The following is a 16,935-nucleotide window of genomic DNA, read 5'->3' on the forward strand; positions in this document are numbered from 1 at the left end:
TGGGTCAGGACTCCTGGTCGTGCCGATTGACCCGCTCTTCCAACTTGTTCTGCAGGTGCGACAGCACCGTGGCCAGAACCCAGTAGATCAGCGCGGCGGCAAGATACATGGTGAAAATTTCGAAGGTGCGGGCGGTAATCAACTGCGCCTGGCGGAACAGCTCCGGCACCTGGATGGTCGCGGCCAGCGCGGTGTCCTTGACCAGCGAGATGAAGCTGTTGCCCAGGGGCGGCAATGCGGTGCGCGCGGCTTGCGGCAGGATGGCCCGGCGCAGGGTCTGCGCACGGGTCATGCCGATACTGGCCGCGGCTTCCCATTGGCCCCGTTCGATCGAACTGATGGCGGCGCGCAGGATTTCGCAGGCATAGGCGGCCATGTTCAGCGAGAAGCCGATCAAGGCCGCCGGCAGCGGATCAAGCTCGACGCCCAATTGCGGCAAACCGTAATAGATCACGAACAGCTGCACCAGCAACGGCGTGCCGCGAAAGAACGACACATAAATGCGCGCGATCCAGCTCACCAGCTTGAAGCGCGACAGGCGCATCAAGGCCAGGCCGAAGCCCAGCAGCAGGCCGAAAAACATCCCGCCAAGGCTGAGGATGACGGTGTAGTACGCGCCCTTGAGCAGAAAGGGCGCGGAGTCCAGCGCGAGTTGGAAAGCCTCGCCCATTACTGAGTGACGTCAGCGTTGAAGTATTTTTCCGAAAGCTTCTTCAGCGTACCGTCGGCACGCAGCTTGTCGATCGCCTTGTTCACTGCGGCCAGCAGCTCAGGCTCGCCTTTGCGCAGGGCGATACCGGCTTCCTGACGAGAGAACGCTTCACCGGCAGCGGTGGTGTCCTTGGCTTTCTTGGCGTATTCCAGCGCGGCGAGGCGGTCGATCAGAATGGCGTCGATGCGCCCGACACGCAGATCCTGGAACTTGGTTGGGTCATCTTCGTAGGTGCGGATGTCAGCGGTCGGCACATTGGCCTTCACCCACTGCTCGTAGTTGGTGCCCAGGCCCACCCCGACTTTCTTGCCAGCCAGGTCGGCGGCGGACTTGATGCTGTCCTTGTTCTTGGTCAGTACCAGCGCCTGAATCCCGGAGACGGTGTAGGGCTCGGAGAAGTCGTACTTCTTCTTGCGCTCTTCAGAGATGGTTACCTGGTTGACGACCGCATCCAGGCGCTTGGACTCCAGGGCGGCGAGGATGCCATCCCACTTGGTCGGTTGCAGTTTGACCTTGACCCCCAGCTCCTTGGCCAGGGCTTCGGAAAATTCGACTTCGAAACCTGCCAGCTTGCCGTCGGCATCGACAAAACTGAACGGTGGGTAGGTGCCTTCCAGGCCGACGTTGATCACGCCCGCGTCCTTGATCTTTTGCAGTTGCTCACCGGCTACCGCTTGCCCCAACAGACCGGCACCAAGTACCAGGCCCAGCGAGCCCACCAGCAGATTTCGACGAAATGCGGAAAAATTCATGACAAGCCCCTGTGTTTTTTATGAAGACGTTTTTTATGAAGCAGGCAAAATCGGGAATTCCACATCCTGCCCTAGAAGCAGCGTATGCGTCTCGCGGCAATTGCGCCTGCGGCGAGACTATAGGGCGGGATTTTTAGACTTGAAAATAATAAAAAGTGAGTTTGTTATTCCTTTTGGGGTTATTTGGTGGATGTCGTGGAATGCTTTAGGGCGCTATCGCGAGCAAGCTCGCTCCTACATGACGTGGATTGGCTTCAGGCGAACGATGCAGCGTAGGCAAACAGTGCCGGGGCGCCGCCAGTGTGCAGGAACAGGATAGGACCATTGTCGAAACGCTGCCGGCCAATGCCATCGAGCAGTCCGGCCATGGCCTTGCCGGTGTAGACCGGGTCGAGCAACAGGCCTTCCTGGCTCGCCAGCAGCTTGACCGCAGCCAGGGTACCGGCGCTCGGCTCGCCGTAGCGGGGGGCGAAGTACTCGTCCCACAGTTGTACCTTGAAACTCGCCGGCAGTTGGATCCCCAGCAGTTCGGCGGTGCGTTCGGCCAGGCCCTGGACCTTGGGGCGCTGGTCTTCATCGGTGCGCGAGACGGTGACCCCGATCACCGGTAGTTCCGGTAGCACTTCACTCAATGCCAGCGCCAGGCCGCTATGGGTGCCGGCACTGCCCGAGGCCAGGACCACGGCCGCAAATTGCAGGCCGGTGTCCTTGATCTGTTCGGCCAGTTCCAGCCCTGCCCGCACATACCCCAGCGCGCCCAAGGCATTGGAGCCGCCAATTGGCACCAGGTACGGCTGCTTGCCGCTGCTGCGCAGGCGCTCCGCCAGGGCTTGCAACTGTTGGTCGGCGTTGTCGAGGTTGTCCACTAGCTCGACCTTGGCATCGAACAGGTCCAGCAGCAGGCGGTTGCCGTTGCCCAGGTAGTTGCTGTCATCCGTGCCGATCGGGTTTTCCAGCAGGGCGACGCAGCCCAGACCGAGCTTTGCGGCAATTGCCGCAGTCTGGCGCACATGGTTGGACTGGATGGCCCCGGCGGTGATCAGGGTGTCGGCGCCCTGGGCCAGTGCGTCGGCGGCCAGGTATTCGAGTTTGCGCAGCTTGTTGCCACCCATGGCCAGCGGCGTCAGGTCGTCACGCTTGACGTAGACCTCGCGCCCCAGCCAGGTCGACAGCCGCTCGAGCTTTTCCAAGGGGGTGGCGTTGACGAGAAGATCCAGTCGGTGAAAGCGAGCAAGCTGTTGTTTGATCATGGGTCCGCACGGGTAGTAGGAGGTGTCTGGACTATAGGCAGGCCGTTTTACCCGGGCAACCGTCAATCGCATATTCCTAAAAGTGCTAAGGCTCGCACAATTCGTTCTTAATTGCGGTTTGTGACCATACCGTAAAGTGACTGCCATTCAGGCGGCCTGGTATGGGGCCGCTGCGTGCGAGGAGTTTTGACCGTGAGTGAGCGTTCCAGCCATTGGCAATTACAGACCATCGTCAGCCAACTGCGCGTAGCCCGTGACCAGTGGCGTGCGCAAAATGGTCGCAGCAGCGGTGAGCAGGGTGGTCGCGAGCTGCCATCGCGCGCAGCGATGGCGGAGATTCTCGAAGCCCTCTGTGGCGCCTTGTTCCCGATGCGCCTGGGGCCGGTGGACCTGCGTGAGGAGAGCGAGGACTTCTACGTCGGGCACACTCTGGACGTGGCCTTGAATGCCCTGCTGGGCCAAGCGCGACTGGAGTTGCGCTATGTCGCCAGGCAAACCGCCCAGGTCGATACCGAGGTCGAGGCACGGGCCATCAGCCTGATCCAGGATTTCGCCCTGGCCTTGCCCGAGTTGCGCGGCCTGTTGGACTCCGACGTGCTCGCCGCCTATCACGGCGATCCGGCAGCCCGCAGCGTCGATGAGGTATTGCTCTGCTACCCGGGGATCCTGGCGGTGATTCACCATCGCCTGGCGCACCACCTGTACCGAGCCGGCCTGCCGTTGCTGGCGCGGATCAGCTCGGAAATTGCCCACTCGGCCACCGGCATCGACATCCACCCGGGTGCGCAGATCGGCCGCAGCTTCTTCATCGACCATGGCACGGGCGTGGTGATCGGCGAGACCGCGATCATCGGCGAGCGCGTGCGCATCTATCAGGCCGTGACCCTGGGCGCCAAGCGCTTCCCGGCGGACGAGGACGGTCAGTTGCAGAAGGGGCATGCGCGTCACCCGATCGTCGAGGACGATGTGGTGATCTACGCTGGTGCGACCATCCTCGGACGGATCACCATCGGCAAGGGCTCGAGCATCGGCGGCAACGTCTGGCTGACCCGCAGCGTACCGCCAGGGAGCAACCTGACCCAGGCCAATCTGCAGCATGATGATGGGACGCAGAAGTAACCCTGCGGAGTCTTTTGATCCTGGGTTTGGGGGGTGGATCCGTTGCTGCGGTGATGGCGGCTTGGGGTTGCGCCCTTACCCCTGACCCACCGCCATCGCGGCATAGGTATCTACACAACTGTGGTGCGACGTTGCACCTGTGGAGAGAGAACCTGCTTGCGTAGTGACCTCGGGGCCGACCAGGGTGTTGGATTAGACCGAGTACATATCCATTTTTGCGGTAACGGCCTCCTATGGTTCCGCCTGACGGCGGCTCACTTTTGAACAGCCGGAATGCCGGCCCAGGCAAAAGTAAGCAAAACGCTCTTACCCCACCACTCGGTGCCTCGCTTAGGCTCGGCATGCCCGTACTCCGACATTGATTTGGGGGGCCGCCGCAATGGGCCCTCCCTGGCCCAGTGCGGCTAAACCGGCGTCCTGCCGGTTTACCCCCCAAATCAATATCGAAGTACGGCCAGCGTGGTTAACGGGGCGCCCAGGATCAAAAACAAAGCGAGGCGGCCTAAAAGCCGACCTGATCGCTAGGGCATGCGCGGTGTAGCTTCTACTTCCCAAGACGCTGACGAAGTCAGCAATCTTTTGATCTGGCTCTGGCTCTGGCTCTGGCTCTGGCTCTGGCTCTGGCTCTGGCTCTGGCTCTGGCTCTGGCTTTTGCTTTGGCTCTGGCTTTTGATCCTGGGCGCCCCGTTAACCACGCTGGCCGAACGCAGGCTTGAAGCCGTGGGTAACCCGGCAGGACGCCGGGTTAGCCGCCCCGCGCCATGGATGGCGCGTGGCGGCGGCCCACGGATTCAAGCCTGCGTGAGGGCACACCGAGCCTAAGCGAGGTGCCGAGTGGTGGGGCAAGAGCCTTTTGCTTACTTTTGGGCTCCTCCAAAAGTGAGCCGCTGTAAAAGCGGAACCATAGGAGGCCGTTACCGCAGAAATGGATATGTACTCGACCTAATCCAACACCCCGTCCAGCCCACAGGCCGCTACAAAGTTGTGTAGATACCTATGGCCATCGCGGGCAAGCCCGCTCCCACAGGGCTTGTGAGACCTGGTAAATGGTGGCTGGCCATTTGCTAAATATCCGTTGAACGATTCCGTTCAACCTCACGTCATACCCTTCCTTGAGCTAGCGTACGAGAGTACCGCCGAGCCTTGGAATTAGTCCTTAGTGCCCTATCCATGTTTAACTTGAACGTTCATTCAAGTTAAACCGGTGGTTCGCTGCCCGCTCACAACAGGAGGCTTGCCTTTGCTGAGTCCGAAATTTACAGCCACGCTTTACCCACAGAAGGTGCACTGTCCATGAGTGCATCCGCTACCCCTCCCAGCGGTCAAATCCGCATGAATCCGCCGGTGTTTTATTTCGCGGCGAGTTTCATCCTGCTGTTCGGCCTGGTGGTCATCGCCTTCCCGCAGCAGTCCGGTGCCTGGCTCCTGGCGGCACAAAACTGGGCGGCCAACACGGTCGGCTGGTACTACATGCTGGCAATGACCCTGTATCTGGTCTTCGTGGTGGTCACCGCCTTGTCTGGCTACGGCAAGATCAAGCTCGGTGCCGACCACGACGAGCCCGAATTCAGTTACCTGTCCTGGGCCGGCATGCTGTTCGCCGCCGGCATCAGTATCACGCTGTTCTTCTTCTGCGTTTCCGAACCCCTGACGCATCTGTCGCTACCGCCCCAGGGCGAAGCCGGCACGGCCGATGCGGCGCGCCAGGCGATGCAGATCCTGTTTTTGCACTGGGGCCTGCACGGCTGGGGGGTGTTCGCCTTTGTCGGCATGGCCCTGGCGTACTTCGCCTACCGGCACAACCTGCCGCTGGCCCTGCGTTCGGCGCTGTACCCGCTGATCGGCAAGCGCATCAACGGCCCGATCGGCTACGCGGTGGATGGTTTTGGCATTATCGCCACGGTATTTGGCCTGGGCGCGGACATGGGCTTTGGCGTGCTGCACCTCAACTCCGGCCTCGATTACCTGTTCGGCGTCGCGCACACCCAGTGGGTCCAGGTCGGGCTGATCACCTTGATGATGGGCGCGGCGATTATCGTCGCCGTCGCGGGTGTGGATAAGGGCGTGCGGGTGATGTCCGACATCAACATGCTGCTGGCCTGCGCGCTGCTGCTGTTCGTGCTGTTCGCCGGCCCCACCCAGCACCTGCTCAATACCTTGATCCAGAACCTTGGCGACTATCTCGGCGCCTTGCCGATGAAGAGTTTTGACCTCTACGCCTACGACAAGCCCAGCGACTGGCTGGGCGGCTGGACGGTGTTCTATTGGGCCTGGTGGATTGCATGGTCGCCCTTTGTCGGGCTGTTCATTGCGCGGATTTCCCGTGGCCGGACCATCCGTGAGTTTGTCTTCGGGGTGTTGCTGATTCCGCTGGGCTTCACCCTGGCGTGGATGTCGATTTTCGGCAACAGCGCCATCGACCAAGTACTCAACCACGGCATGAGCGCGCTCGGTATGTCGGCCATCGACAACCCGTCGATGACCCTGTACCTGCTGCTGGAAACCTACCCGTGGAGCAAGACGGTGATCGCCGTGACGGTGTTCATCAGCTTCGTGTTCTTTGTCACCTCGGCCGACTCCGGCACCGTGGTGCTCTCGACGCTGTCGGCCAAGGGCGGCAATGCCGATGAAGACGGGCCGAAATGGCTGCGGGTGTTCTGGGGGGCGATGACCGCGTTGGTGACCAGTGCGCTGTTGTTCGCCGGCAGCATCGACTCGTTGAAGTCGGCGGTGGTCCTGACCTCGCTGCCGTTCTCGATGATTTTGCTGTTGATGATGTGGGGGCTGCACAAGGCCTTCTATCTCGAGTCGCAGAAGAAGATCGCGCAGATGCACTCCTTGGCCCCGGTCTCGACCTCGCGCCGTGGCAAGGGCGGCTGGCGCCAGCGCTTGAGCCAGGCCGTGCACTTCCCGTCCCGCGATGAGGTGTATCGCTTCCTCGAGACCACGGTGCGTCCGGCGATCGAGGAAGTGACGGCGGTGTTCGTCGAGAAGGGGGTGAACGTGGTTGCACAGCCGGACCCGGCCAACGACAGCGTCAGCCTGGAAATCGGTCACGGCGACCAGCACCCGTTCATCTACCAGGTGCAGATGCGCGGCTACTTCACGCCGTCGTTCGCCCGTGGCGGCATGGGCCCCAAGGAGCTGCGCAACCGCCGTTACTACCGCGCCGAAGTGCACTTGAGCGAGGGCAGTCAGGACTACGACCTGATGGGCTACACCAAGGAGCAGATCATCAACGACATCCTCGATCAGTACGAGCGCCACATGCAGTTCCTGCACCTGGTGCGTTGATCGGGGCCGGGCTGCTCAGGTGTTGCTCATCGTCATGAACAACACCAGGGCAGCCACCGGCACGGCAAACACCATGAACCCCACCATCAACTCATGGATCACTGACTGCCCGCCAACCATCACGCCGATGGCGCCGTTGATTGTCGACAGCGCCAGCCACAGCACGACAAAACTGTAGGTCAGGGTCTGTGGGCTGAAGCCTAGCTGCTGGCCGATGAACAACATCAGCGCCAGCAGGGCCAGGCCGAAGGCGATAATGATGGTGCTGTGCATGGTCGGACGCTCCTGTGCGTCCTATCGAGCATAGGCGTGCTTCGTCCAAATGCGGTTTAGACCAGCGCATCTCCTCGGCAACAATTCAGTTAAAACGGCACATCCCCCAGCACCGTGGCCCGATGCATCACGCGCCGGGCCGGGCGGTAGTCGTCCACTGCAAAGTGCTGGGTCACGCGGTTGTCCCAGAAGGCCACGTCGTCGGTCTGCCAGCGCCAGCGGATGGTGAATTCCGGGCGGGTGGCGTGGGCGAACAGCAGCTTGAGGATGGCTTCGCTTTCGCTGTCCGAGAGCTCATTGATCCGGGTCGTGAAGCCTTCATTGACGAACAGCGACTTGCGCCCGCTGACCGGGTGCGTGCGGATCACCGGGTGCGACAGTGGTGGGTTTTTCTTGCGCGTGGCTTCCCATTGTTCGAGCGCTTGCGCAGTGTTGCCAAAGCGCTCCAGCGGGAACGATTTGACGAAATCGTGGGTGGCGCTCAGGCCCTGCAACAGGACCTTGAGAGGCTCGGACAGGGCTTCATAGGCCGCGATGCCGCTGGCCCACAGGGTATCGCCACCAAATTCTGGCAACAGCTTGGCACTGAGTACTGCGCCCAGGGCCGGAGTCGGCAGGAAGGTCACGTCGGTGTGCCAGACGGCGTTGTCGCGCACATCGGTTTGGGCCGTGTCGAGGATCAGCACTTCAGGTTGTTCCGGCACGTTGGGGTAGATCGGGTGAATGTGCAGGTCACCGAAGTTGGCGGCAAAACGCGCCTGTTGCTGCGGGGTGATCGGTTGATTGCGAAAGAACAGCACCTGATGCTTGAGCAGGGCTTGCTCGATGGCGTCGCGCTGCTCGACGTTCAGGGGCTGGGCAATATCGACGCCACTGATCTGCGCGCCGAGGGCATGGCTCAAGGGGGTGATGGTCAGGCTGCTCATGGGGCTCTCTTCAATCCGGGTGCCGAAGTGTCGGCATAGTCAATTCAATGGGTCTGGCCGTGCCACGGCACCAGTTTGCGTTGCAGGGCACGCAGGCCCATCTCCATGGCAAAGGCAATCAGCGCGATCACCAGGATGCCCAGGACCACGACGTCGGTGACCAGGAACTGCGCGGCCGACTGCACCATGAAACCCAGGCCGCTGGTGGCGGCAATCAGTTCGGCGGCGACCAGGGTCGACCAGCCCACGCCCAGGCCGATGCGCACACCGGTGAGAATGTCCGGCAAGGCGCTGGGCAAAATCACGTGGCGAATCAGTTGTGCCCGGGTTGCCCCCAGCGACTGCGCGGCGCGCAGTTTGGCCGGGTCGACGGTACGTACGCCGGTGGCGGTGGCGATGGCAATCGGCGCAAAGATCGCGAGGTAGATCAGCAGGACCTTGGACAGCTCGCCGATGCCGCACCAGATCACGATCAGGGGCAGATAGGCCAATGGTGGAATCGGCCGGTAGAACTCGATCAGCGGGTCGAGCACGCCCCGGGCGATGCGGTTGTGACCGATGGCAATGCCCACCGGTACGGCACTCAGCACGGCAAACCCCAGACCCAGACCAATACGTCCAAGGCTGGCGCCCAGGTGTTGCCACAAGGTCGAGTCCATGTAGCCGCTGGTCGCCAGCAGCCAACCCTTTTGCAGCACCGCCGAGGGTGGCGGCAGGAACAGTGGTTCGATCAAACCGGTGGCGGTCACGGCCCACCACAGCGTGATCAGGCTGACCAGGGTCAGGACGCTGATCCAGCGGGTGCCGAGGCTGCGCCGCAGTGGCAGGGGACTGGTCGGGCTGGAGGTCTTGGCCGATGCGGCCGGGATCTCATAAGTGCTCATGCGCGCTCCTGCCGCTGGGCGGCGCTGCGTTGCGAGAACACACGGGCGAGCACGTGTTCGCGGGTTTCAATGAAGCGCGGGTCGGATTTGATCGCCCGTGCCGATTCGCCGGCGGCATATCGCTGCCCGAAATCCAATGTCAGGCGTTCGACGATTTGCCCGGGGTTGGGCGCGAGCAGAATCAGGTCGGTGGCGAGGAACACCGCCTCTTCGATGTCATGGGTAATCAGGAATACCGGTTTGGCGGTGCGGCGCCAGACTTGCAGCAACAGCTCCTGCATCTGTTCGCGGGTGAAGGCGTCGAGGGCGCCGAAGGGTTCGTCCATCAGCAACACCCGTGGGTCGGCGGCAAGGGCGCGAGCCAGGCCGACGCGCTGTTTCTGACCGCCCGAGAGCTGCCAGATGCGCCGGCTGTCAAAGCCTGCGAGGTCGACCAGGGCGAGCATTTCCCGCGCCCGGATTTCACGCTGGGCGCGGGGTACACCGGCCAGTTCGAGGCCGAAACCAACGTTGGCCAGCACATCCTGCCAAGGCAGCAATGCATCGTCCTGGAACACCACGCCGCGTTCGGCACCTGGGCCTTTGACAGGGACGCCGTCGAGGGTGATGCGCCCGGCGCTGGGCTCGACAAACCCGGCGATCAGGTTCAAAAGCGAGGTCTTGCCACTGCCGGACGGGCCGAGGGCGACCAGCAGTTGCTGGGGCCCCAGGGTCAAGGAAATATCCGCCAGTACCGGTTCCGGGCTGCCTGGGTACTGTGCGCTGATGCGCTCCAGCTGTAGCAAGGCCATCGCGATGTGCTCCGATCAGTTGGTGATGTATTTGGCGCTGACGTAGGGCGCGTAGTCCGGCAGCACGGCCTCGACCTTGCCTTGTTCCTTGAGGAACGTGGCGGTGTCGGTAATGGCCTTGGTGGTCGGTGCACCCAGGGTGAGCACCTGATCAGCCGCCAGCGGGTAGACGTTGCCTTGCAGCAGCAGCGGAATGTCGCTGGCCTTGGCACCAGACAGCTTCACCAGCTTGTCGACGTTGCCCTGGTTGGCGAGCCAGGCTTGCGGGTCTTTGCGATAGTCGGCGTAGGCATCGAGGGTGACTTTGGCGAAGGCGGTGACGATTTCCGGGTGCTTCTCGGCGAAGTCCTTGCGCACGATCCAGGCATCGAAAGTCGGAGCGCCGAACTTGGCCAGTTCGCCGGAGGTGATCAGCACCTTGCCGTTTTCCTTGGCAACGCCCAGGGCCGGGTCCCAGACGTAGGTGGCGTCGATGTCACCGCGTTTCCACGCCGCGATAATCGCCGGCGGGGCGAGGTTGAGCACGGTGACTTTCGAGGGGTCGATGTTCCAGTGCTTGAGCGCGGCCAGCAGGCTGTAGTGACCGGTGGAGACAAAGGGCACGGCGATCTTCTTGCCGACCAGGTCTTGTGGGGTCTTGATCCCGGAACCGTCGCGGGCGACCAAGGCTTCGGCGGCGCCGATCTGGGTGGCGATAAGGAACGTCTGGACTGGCACTTTGCGGGTAATTGCCGCGGTCAGCGGGCTGGAACCCAGGTAGCCGATCTGCACGTCGCCGGAGGCGATGGCGGCGATGATGTCGGCACCGTTGTCGAATTTGCGCCAGTCGATCTTGGCGTTGGTAGCTTTTTCGTAGGCGCCGTCGGCCTGAGCCACTTTGGCCGGGTCAACGGTGGTCTGGTAGGCGACAGTGACGTCGGCCGCCTGGGCGAAAAAGCTCGCGGCAGCCAGGGACGCGGCCGCCAGGAGGCGTAGGGGGAAGTGCAGTTTCATCATCGAGTCCTCATCAGGCGGCCGGGATTTCGGCGAGTGATGAGACTAAATGATCTAAGAATTCGAAAATAAATAACTTTTTCGAATTAGCTTGTGTGAAGAAAGCTTGAGGAACGACCGCTACGCGGTCATCGCGAGCAGGCTCGCTCCCACATGGGTTTAATGGTGATTGCACGATTGTGCTCACACCGAGAATCCACTGTGGGAGCGAGCTTGCTCCGGGCGCAGTTGCGACGATAACGTGCGCAGGACCTTCGACGGTTAGTTACTGATCGCCAGAATACTCGCCTGATACGAGCCGACAAACACATCAAAGTCACCGACCTCGTTCTGTTCCAGCTCGGTTTGTTGCTCCAGGGAAGCGCGGGCCGCAGCTTCGAACCGGGCCTGTTCTGCGGCGGGAAGCGGTTGGCTACGGAAGAACTCGGCGTGGGCCTGGCTCTGGCGCAGGGAGAACTGGGCGAAGCTTTCCTTGTGCTCGTTCATCGCCGCCAGCACCTGGGCGGACGGGGTCAGGGACGGGTCCTTGATCTTCGCCAGCTGTGCATCGAGGGCTTTGCTGTGGGTGTCAGCGCCATGGCTCTGGTCCAGCAATGCAGCCACCGGGGCGATTTTTTCCAGCAGTTCGAAGGCCCATTCCTTCATGTCCACCGGCTGTCCATCGCGCTGCAGTTGCAGGCCCGGACGGCGCCCGTCCTTGACCACGCTGAGGAAGTTCGAGGTGGCGTTGCTACAGGTGTTGCTGGTCAGCAGCGGGCTGTCGTTCAGCGCGCAGTACAGCAGGAAGGCGTCCAGGAAACGTGCTTCGGGCAGGTCGATGCCGGTCGGCAGGAACGGGTTGATGTCCAGGAGGCGCACTTCAACGTACTGGATGCCCCGGGCCACCAGGGCCTGGATCGGCCGCTCGCCGGTGTAGGTCACACGTTTGGGGCGGATGTTGGAGTAGTACTCGTTCTCGATCTGCAGGATGTTGGTGTTGAGCTGGACCCATTCCCCGTCCTTGTGGGTGCCGACTTCCACGTAGGGCGCATAGGGTGTGGCCACCGCTTTGCGCAGGCTGTCGGTGTAGCTGTCCAGGTCGTTGTAGCACGGCGTCAGGCCGGCCTGGGCGTTGCTCTGGTAACCCAGGTCGCTCATGCGCAGGCTGGTGGCGTAAGGCAGGTACAGGGTGTCGGCGTCCAGTTGTTCCAACTGGTGCGAACGACCGCGCAGGAAACCGGCGTCGAGTGCCGGCGAGGCCCCGAACAGGTACATCAGCAACCAGCTGTAGCGCCGGAAGTTGCGGATCAGGGCGATGTAGGCCGAGGACTGATAGTCGCGATCGGTACCGACAAACCCTTCGGATTCCTTGAGCAGCGGCCAGAGCTTCTCCGGCAGCGAAAAGTTGTAGTGAATCCCGGCAATGCACTGCATGGTCTTGCCGTAGCGCAGGGCCAGGCCCTTGCGGTAGACGTATTTGAGCTGACCGATGTTGGAGGTGCCGTAGTAGGCGATCGGGATGTCTTCCTCGGCCGGCAACGGGCACGGCATCGATGGACTCCACAGGTACTCGTTGCCGAGTTTGCTGTAGGCAAAGCGATGAATGCTGTCCAGGCTCGCCAGGGTATCTGCCGGGTCCGGCAGGGCGGGCGTGATGAACTCCAGCAGCGACTCGGAATAGTCGGTGGTGATTTGTTCGTTGGTCAGCGCGGAACCCAATTCTTCCGGGTGCGGCGTTTGCGCCAGGCGACCTTCGCTGGTCACGCGCAGGCATTCACGTTCGATGCCGTGAAGGCACTGTTCGAGCAGAGAGAGGTTAGCGCGCTCACCGAGCAGAGCCAGGCGGCGGTTGAGAAGTTCGCTCAAGTTGGATTCCTTCACGCGTCAGTCGCCCCAATATGGGGGTGGGCAAGACGGTCTACAAGGGTGAAGTGGAAACTGGCGTTTTCGCCTGGTTTTTTCGCCGCACAGGCCTCATGCCGGTCGGTCGGCAACTGCACAATCCCTGTGGGAGCGAGCTTGCTCGCGATGAGGGCGTCTCAGTCAACATTAACGTCGTCTGACACACCGCCATCGCGAGCAAGCTCGCTCCTACAGGATTCATTGCGCTGAAATTAACCCAAATCGATGAGCGGCATCTATAGGACAGCGAATGTGCCTTGTGCTTTTGCGACCAGTTTGTCGCCTTGCATCACGTCGGCCTCGACCACCAGCGTGCGCCGGCCCGGGTGCAGCACCCGGGCCGTGCACAGTACCTCGCCGTCCGAGACGGCGCGGATGTAGTTGATCTTGCACTCGATGGTCGCGCTCTGCTGGTCAAAGCCATGCACGCTGGAACAGGCCAGCCCCATGGCAATGTCCACCAGGCTGAACAGGGCCCCACCGTGCAGCTTGCCACCGCGATTGCGCAGCTCTGGCGCAAGGCCCAGGGCGACTTGCGCGACCCCGGTTTCCAGGCTGTGCAAACGGCAACCCAAGAGCTTGAAGAAGGCGCTTTCGGACAACCCGGCAGGGACCTCCATCAGCGTTTCTTCAATTGCTTGGCGTTGGCAAACAGCGACGCCATGGCGTTGTTGCTTGGCGCGGCCGCCGGGGTTTCCTTGCGCGGTGCGTTGTTCGAAGACTGGCGTGGAGCCGAGCCTGGACGTGCACCACGGGCACCGTCGATCTTCTCGCCGGGGGTGTCGCTCATGCGCATCGACAGGCCCACGCGTTTACGCGGAATGTCGACTTCCATGACTTTGACCTTGACCACGTCACCGGCTTTCACCGCTTCCCGTGGGTCCTTGATGAACTTCTCGGAAAGCGCGGAGATATGCACCAAACCGTCTTGATGCACGCCGATATCCACAAATGCGCCGAAGTTGGTCACGTTGGTTACCACGCCTTCGAGGATCATCCCCAGTTGCAGGTCCTTGAGGTCTTCGACGCCTTCCTGGAACTCGGCGGTCTTGAACTCGGGACGCGGGTCGCGGCCAGGTTTTTCCAGCTCTTGCAGGATGTCGGTGACGGTTGGCAGGCCGAAGGTTTCGTCGGTGTATTTCTTCGGGTCCAGGCGCTTGAGGAAGCTTGCGTCGCCAATCAGCGAGCGGATATCACGGTCGGTCTCAGCGGCAATGCGCTGTACCAGCGGATAGGCTTCCGGGTGCACCGCCGAGGAGTCCAGCGGGTTGTCGCCGTTCATTACACGCAGGAAACCGGCGGCCTGTTCGAAGGTTTTTTCTCCCAGGCGGGCGACCTTCTTCAGTGCGGCGCGGGTCTTGAATGCGCCGTGTTCGTCGCGGTGGCTGACGATGTTCTGCGCCAGGGTCGCGTTGAGGCCGGAGATGCGCGCCAGCAGCGCCACGGAGGCGGTGTTGACGTCGACCCCGACGGCGTTCACGCAGTCTTCGACTACCGCGTCCAGGCCGCGCGCAAGTTTCAACTGCGACACGTCGTGCTGGTACTGGCCGACGCCGATCGACTTCGGATCGATCTTCACCAGTTCCGCCAGCGGGTCCTGCAGGCGCCGGGCAATCGACACCGCGCCACGGATCGATACGTCCAGATCCGGGAATTCCTTGGAGGCCAGCTCCGAGGCCGAGTACACCGAAGCACCGGCTTCGGAGACCATGACCTTGGTCATTTTCATCGCTGGGTATTTTTTGATCAGGTCGGCGGCCAGCTTGTCGGTTTCCCGGCTGGCGGTGCCGTTGCCGATGGCGATCAGGTCAACCGAGTGCTTGGCGCACAAGGCCGCCAGCACCGCGATGGTCTGGTCCCACTTGTTATGCGGCACGTGCGGGTAGACCGTGGCGTGGTCGAGCATCTTGCCGGTGGAGTCGACCACCGCGACCTTGCAGCCGGTGCGCAGGCCCGGGTCCAGGCCCAGGGTGGCGCGCGGGCCGGCCGGGGCGGCTAGCAGCAGGTCGTGCAGGTTGTGGGCAAAGACGTTGATGGCTTCGGTTTCGGCGCCGTCACGCAGCTCGCCCAGCAGATCGGTTTCCAGGTGGGTGTAGAGCTTGACCTTCCAGGTCCAGCGCACCACTTCGCCCAGCCATTTGTCGGCCGGGCGGTTCTGGTTGGCGATGCCGAATTGCTGGCCGATCATGCCTTCGCACGGGTGCATGGTGCCCGGCAGCTCGTCGCCGACTTTCAGCGCGGAGCTGAGGATGCCTTCGTTGCGGCCACGGAAAATTGCCAGCGCGCGGTGCGACGGCATGCTTTTGAGCGGTTCATCGTGTTCGAAGTAATCGCGGAACTTGGCGCCTTCCTCTTCCTTGCCGGCGATCACGCGGGCACTGAGAGTGGCTTCCTGCTTGAGGTAGCTGCGCAACTTGTCGAGCAGGTTGGCGTCTTCGGCGAAGCGCTCCATGAGGATGTACTTGGCGCCTTCGAGGGCCGCCTTGACGTCGGCCACGCCTTTCTCGGCATCGACGAAGCGCGCGGCTTCGGCGTCTGGCGCGAGGGTCGGGTCGTTGAACAGGCCGTCGGCCAGTTCGCCGAGGCCGGCTTCCAGGGCGATCTGGCCCTTGGTGCGGCGCTTCTGCTTGTACGGCAGGTACAGGTCTTCGAGGCGGGTCTTGGTGTCGGCGAGCTTGATGTCACGCTCGAGTGCCGGGGTCAGCTTGCCTTGCTCCTGGATGCTGGCCAGGATGCTGATGCGCCGTTCGTCGAGTTCTCGCAGGTAGCGCAGGCGCTCTTCCAGGTGTCGCAACTGGATGTCATCGAGGCTGCCGGTCACTTCTTTCCGGTAGCGGGCGATGAAGGGCACTGTGGAGCCTTCATCGAGTAGCGCGACGGCCGCTTCGACCTGTTGTGGGCGGACACCGAGTTCCTCGGCGATGCGGCTGTTGATGCTGTCCATAAAACCACCTGACAAATTGTGAAAGCAGGCTCGCGGGCGCAGTGACTAGGCCCGGCGAGTCTGGTTGAGCGGCCTGGCCTGCGCCGCTACCTGGATCAAAAGGCATCCCATTGACCCGTGAAATCGAAAAATTACTGCCCGGCGCGGAAAAATAAAAAGCCGCCACAGACGGTAACGATCTGACGTTGCCTGACACAAAAGGCCGCGCATTATAACCAGCGTTCCGCGCTTCGGGGGCTAAAGCAACCTGTAGGCACAATGCCTGTATCGCTGGCGGTAGAGGAAAAATCTGCTAACAATGCACACGGTGCGTATAACGGCAGCTACGCCATAATGCGCGCCGAGATCAAAGGAGCATCCAATGAGCAGCACTGCACAAACTGCTGAAGGCGAAAAAATTCTAATCGTTGACGACGATCCGGGGCTCAGCAGCCTGCTGGAACGTTTTTTCGTCAGCAAGGGCTACCGTGCCCGCGCCGTACCGAACACCGAACAGATGGATCGTCTGCTGGCCCGTGAAGTGTTCAACCTGGTCGTCCTCGACCTGATGCTGCCCGGTGAAGACGGCCTGACCGCCTGCCGCCGCCTGCGTGGCGCGAACAACCAGATCCCGATCATCATGCTCACCGCCAAGGGCGACGAGCTGAGCCGCATCAAGGGCCTGGAGCTGGGAGCCGATGATTACCTGGCCAAGCCGTTCAATCCGGACGAGCTGATGGCGCGCGTCAAGGCGGTCCTGCGCCGTCAGTCGACACCGGTGCCGGGCGCGCCGGGCAGCGAAGACGAAAGCGTGAGCTTCGGTGACTACGAGCTGTCATTGGCCACCCGCGAACTCAAGCGCGGCGATGAAGTACACATGCTCACCACGGGTGAGTTCGCGGTCCTCAAGGCGCTGGTGATGAACGCGCGCCAGCCGCTGACCCGCGACAAACTGATGAATCTGGCCCGTGGCCGCGAATGGGATGCCCTGGAGCGTTCCATCGATGTACAGATCTCCCGCTTGCGCCGGATGATCGAACCCGACCCTTCCAAGCCACGTTACATCCAGACTGTCTGGGGTGTGGGCTACGTGTTCGTTCCGGACGGCACTGCGACCAAGTGATCAGTCATTTGTAG

Annotated in this window: 14 protein-coding genes; 3 read left to right on the top strand and 11 right to left on the bottom strand. The window is 62.0% G+C overall.

Going from position 1 to position 16,935, the window contains the following annotated elements; translation table 11 throughout:
• Positions 1-4 precede the first annotated feature (4 nt).
• From tcyL to PspS04_RS01040, 3 genes are all read right to left on the bottom strand, one after another.
• The gene (gene tcyL / locus PspS04_RS01030) at positions 5-670 is read right to left on the bottom strand and encodes a cystine ABC transporter permease (RefSeq protein WP_095167500.1); all 666 of its coding nucleotides are present in this window, start codon (positions 668-670) and stop codon (positions 5-7) included.
• Entirely contained in the window at positions 670-1,464 is a 795-nt protein-coding gene (gene tcyJ / locus PspS04_RS01035) for a cystine ABC transporter substrate-binding protein (RefSeq protein WP_095167499.1), read from the bottom strand. Before tcyJ ends, tcyL begins: the two co-directional genes overlap by 1 nt.
• Positions 1,465-1,718: 254 nt before the next feature.
• Entirely contained in the window at positions 1,719-2,714 is a 996-nt protein-coding gene (locus PspS04_RS01040; RefSeq protein ID WP_095167497.1) for a D-cysteine desulfhydrase, read from the bottom strand.
• Between the two features lie 192 nt (positions 2,715-2,906).
• On the opposite strand from PspS04_RS01040, the gene epsC reads away from it, so the two are divergent.
• Complete coding sequence (epsC, locus tag PspS04_RS01045) at positions 2,907-3,833, top strand: serine O-acetyltransferase EpsC (protein WP_095167496.1); 927 nt, start codon at positions 2,907-2,909, stop codon at positions 3,831-3,833.
• Between the two features lie 1,332 nt (positions 3,834-5,165).
• Positions 5,166-7,127 carry a choline transporter BetT gene (betT, locus tag PspS04_RS01055; protein WP_162530218.1) on the top strand — a complete coding sequence of 654 codons (1,962 nt, stop codon included), beginning with the start codon at positions 5,166-5,168 and terminating at the stop codon, positions 7,125-7,127.
• 15 nt (positions 7,128-7,142) lie between these two features.
• On the opposite strand, the gene PspS04_RS01060 is transcribed toward betT, so the two are convergent.
• The 8 genes from PspS04_RS01060 to PspS04_RS01095 form a co-directional block, all read right to left on the bottom strand.
• Complete coding sequence (locus PspS04_RS01060; protein ID WP_159993126.1) at positions 7,143-7,400, bottom strand: hypothetical protein; 258 nt, start codon at positions 7,398-7,400, stop codon at positions 7,143-7,145.
• A gap of 89 nt (positions 7,401-7,489) precedes the next feature.
• Positions 7,490-8,326: a taurine dioxygenase gene (tauD, locus tag PspS04_RS01065; protein ID WP_159993128.1), complete on the bottom strand. Its 837-nt coding sequence runs from the start codon at positions 8,324-8,326 to the stop codon at positions 7,490-7,492.
• A 44-nt stretch (positions 8,327-8,370) separates the two neighbouring features.
• On the bottom strand, positions 8,371-9,210 hold the full coding sequence (gene tauC, locus PspS04_RS01070) for a taurine ABC transporter permease TauC (protein WP_159993130.1): 840 nt from the start codon (positions 9,208-9,210) through the stop codon (positions 8,371-8,373).
• Positions 9,207-10,001 carry a taurine ABC transporter ATP-binding subunit gene (gene tauB / locus PspS04_RS01075; RefSeq protein ID WP_159993132.1) on the bottom strand — a complete coding sequence of 265 codons (795 nt, stop codon included), beginning with the start codon at positions 9,999-10,001 and terminating at the stop codon, positions 9,207-9,209. The genes tauC and tauB overlap by 4 nt, the downstream gene beginning before the upstream one ends.
• 15 nt (positions 10,002-10,016) lie before the next feature.
• On the bottom strand, positions 10,017-10,994 hold the full coding sequence (gene tauA, locus PspS04_RS01080; protein WP_159993134.1) for a taurine ABC transporter substrate-binding protein: 978 nt from the start codon (positions 10,992-10,994) through the stop codon (positions 10,017-10,019).
• Between the two features lie 261 nt (positions 10,995-11,255).
• On the bottom strand, positions 11,256-12,839 hold the full coding sequence (gene gshA, locus PspS04_RS01085; protein ID WP_095167482.1) for a glutamate--cysteine ligase: 1,584 nt from the start codon (positions 12,837-12,839) through the stop codon (positions 11,256-11,258).
• A 272-nt stretch (positions 12,840-13,111) separates the two neighbouring features.
• Positions 13,112-13,495: a PaaI family thioesterase gene (locus PspS04_RS01090; protein ID WP_095167480.1), complete on the bottom strand. Its 384-nt coding sequence runs from the start codon at positions 13,493-13,495 to the stop codon at positions 13,112-13,114.
• A complete protein-coding gene (locus PspS04_RS01095) occupies positions 13,495-15,819 on the bottom strand; it encodes a Tex family protein (RefSeq protein WP_095167478.1) in 2,325 nt (774 codons plus the stop codon). Before PspS04_RS01095 ends, PspS04_RS01090 begins: the two co-directional genes overlap by 1 nt.
• Before the next feature lie 361 nt (positions 15,820-16,180).
• Here PspS04_RS01095 and ompR point away from each other — a divergent pair, with 361 nt between their 5' ends.
• The gene (gene ompR, locus PspS04_RS01100) at positions 16,181-16,921 is read left to right on the top strand and encodes an osmolarity response regulator transcription factor OmpR (protein WP_095167476.1); all 741 of its coding nucleotides are present in this window, start codon (positions 16,181-16,183) and stop codon (positions 16,919-16,921) included.
• Positions 16,922-16,935: the final 14 nt, after the last annotated feature.

The sequence above is a fragment of the Pseudomonas sp. S04 genome, from assembly GCF_009834545.1.
In the GTDB taxonomy this organism is placed as follows: Bacteria; Pseudomonadota; Gammaproteobacteria; order Pseudomonadales; family Pseudomonadaceae; genus Aquipseudomonas.

What these genes read in the sequence shown, in the direction of transcription:
- ompR (WP_095167476.1), top strand. Translation starts at nt 16,181, where the DNA reads ATGAGCAGCACTGCACAAACTGCTGAAGGCGAAAAAATTCTAATCGTT.
- PspS04_RS01040 (WP_095167497.1), bottom strand. Translation starts at nt 2,714, where the DNA reads ATGATCAAACAACAGCTTGCTCGCTTTCACCGACTGGATCTTCTCGTC.
- tauC (WP_159993130.1), bottom strand. Translation starts at nt 9,210, where the DNA reads ATGAGCACTTATGAGATCCCGGCCGCATCGGCCAAGACCTCCAGCCCG.
- betT (WP_162530218.1), top strand. Translation starts at nt 5,166, where the DNA reads ATGAATCCGCCGGTGTTTTATTTCGCGGCGAGTTTCATCCTGCTGTTC.
- PspS04_RS01095 (WP_095167478.1), bottom strand. Translation starts at nt 15,819, where the DNA reads ATGGACAGCATCAACAGCCGCATCGCCGAGGAACTCGGTGTCCGCCCA.
- PspS04_RS01090 (WP_095167480.1), bottom strand. Translation starts at nt 13,495, where the DNA reads ATGGAGGTCCCTGCCGGGTTGTCCGAAAGCGCCTTCTTCAAGCTCTTG.
- tcyJ (WP_095167499.1), bottom strand. Translation starts at nt 1,464, where the DNA reads ATGAATTTTTCCGCATTTCGTCGAAATCTGCTGGTGGGCTCGCTGGGC.
- tauB (WP_159993132.1), bottom strand. Translation starts at nt 10,001, where the DNA reads ATGGCCTTGCTACAGCTGGAGCGCATCAGCGCACAGTACCCAGGCAGC.
- tauD (WP_159993128.1), bottom strand. Translation starts at nt 8,326, where the DNA reads ATGAGCAGCCTGACCATCACCCCCTTGAGCCATGCCCTCGGCGCGCAG.
- PspS04_RS01060 (WP_159993126.1), bottom strand. Translation starts at nt 7,400, where the DNA reads ATGCACAGCACCATCATTATCGCCTTCGGCCTGGCCCTGCTGGCGCTG.
- tauA (WP_159993134.1), bottom strand. Translation starts at nt 10,994, where the DNA reads ATGAAACTGCACTTCCCCCTACGCCTCCTGGCGGCCGCGTCCCTGGCT.
- tcyL (WP_095167500.1), bottom strand. Translation starts at nt 670, where the DNA reads ATGGGCGAGGCTTTCCAACTCGCGCTGGACTCCGCGCCCTTTCTGCTC.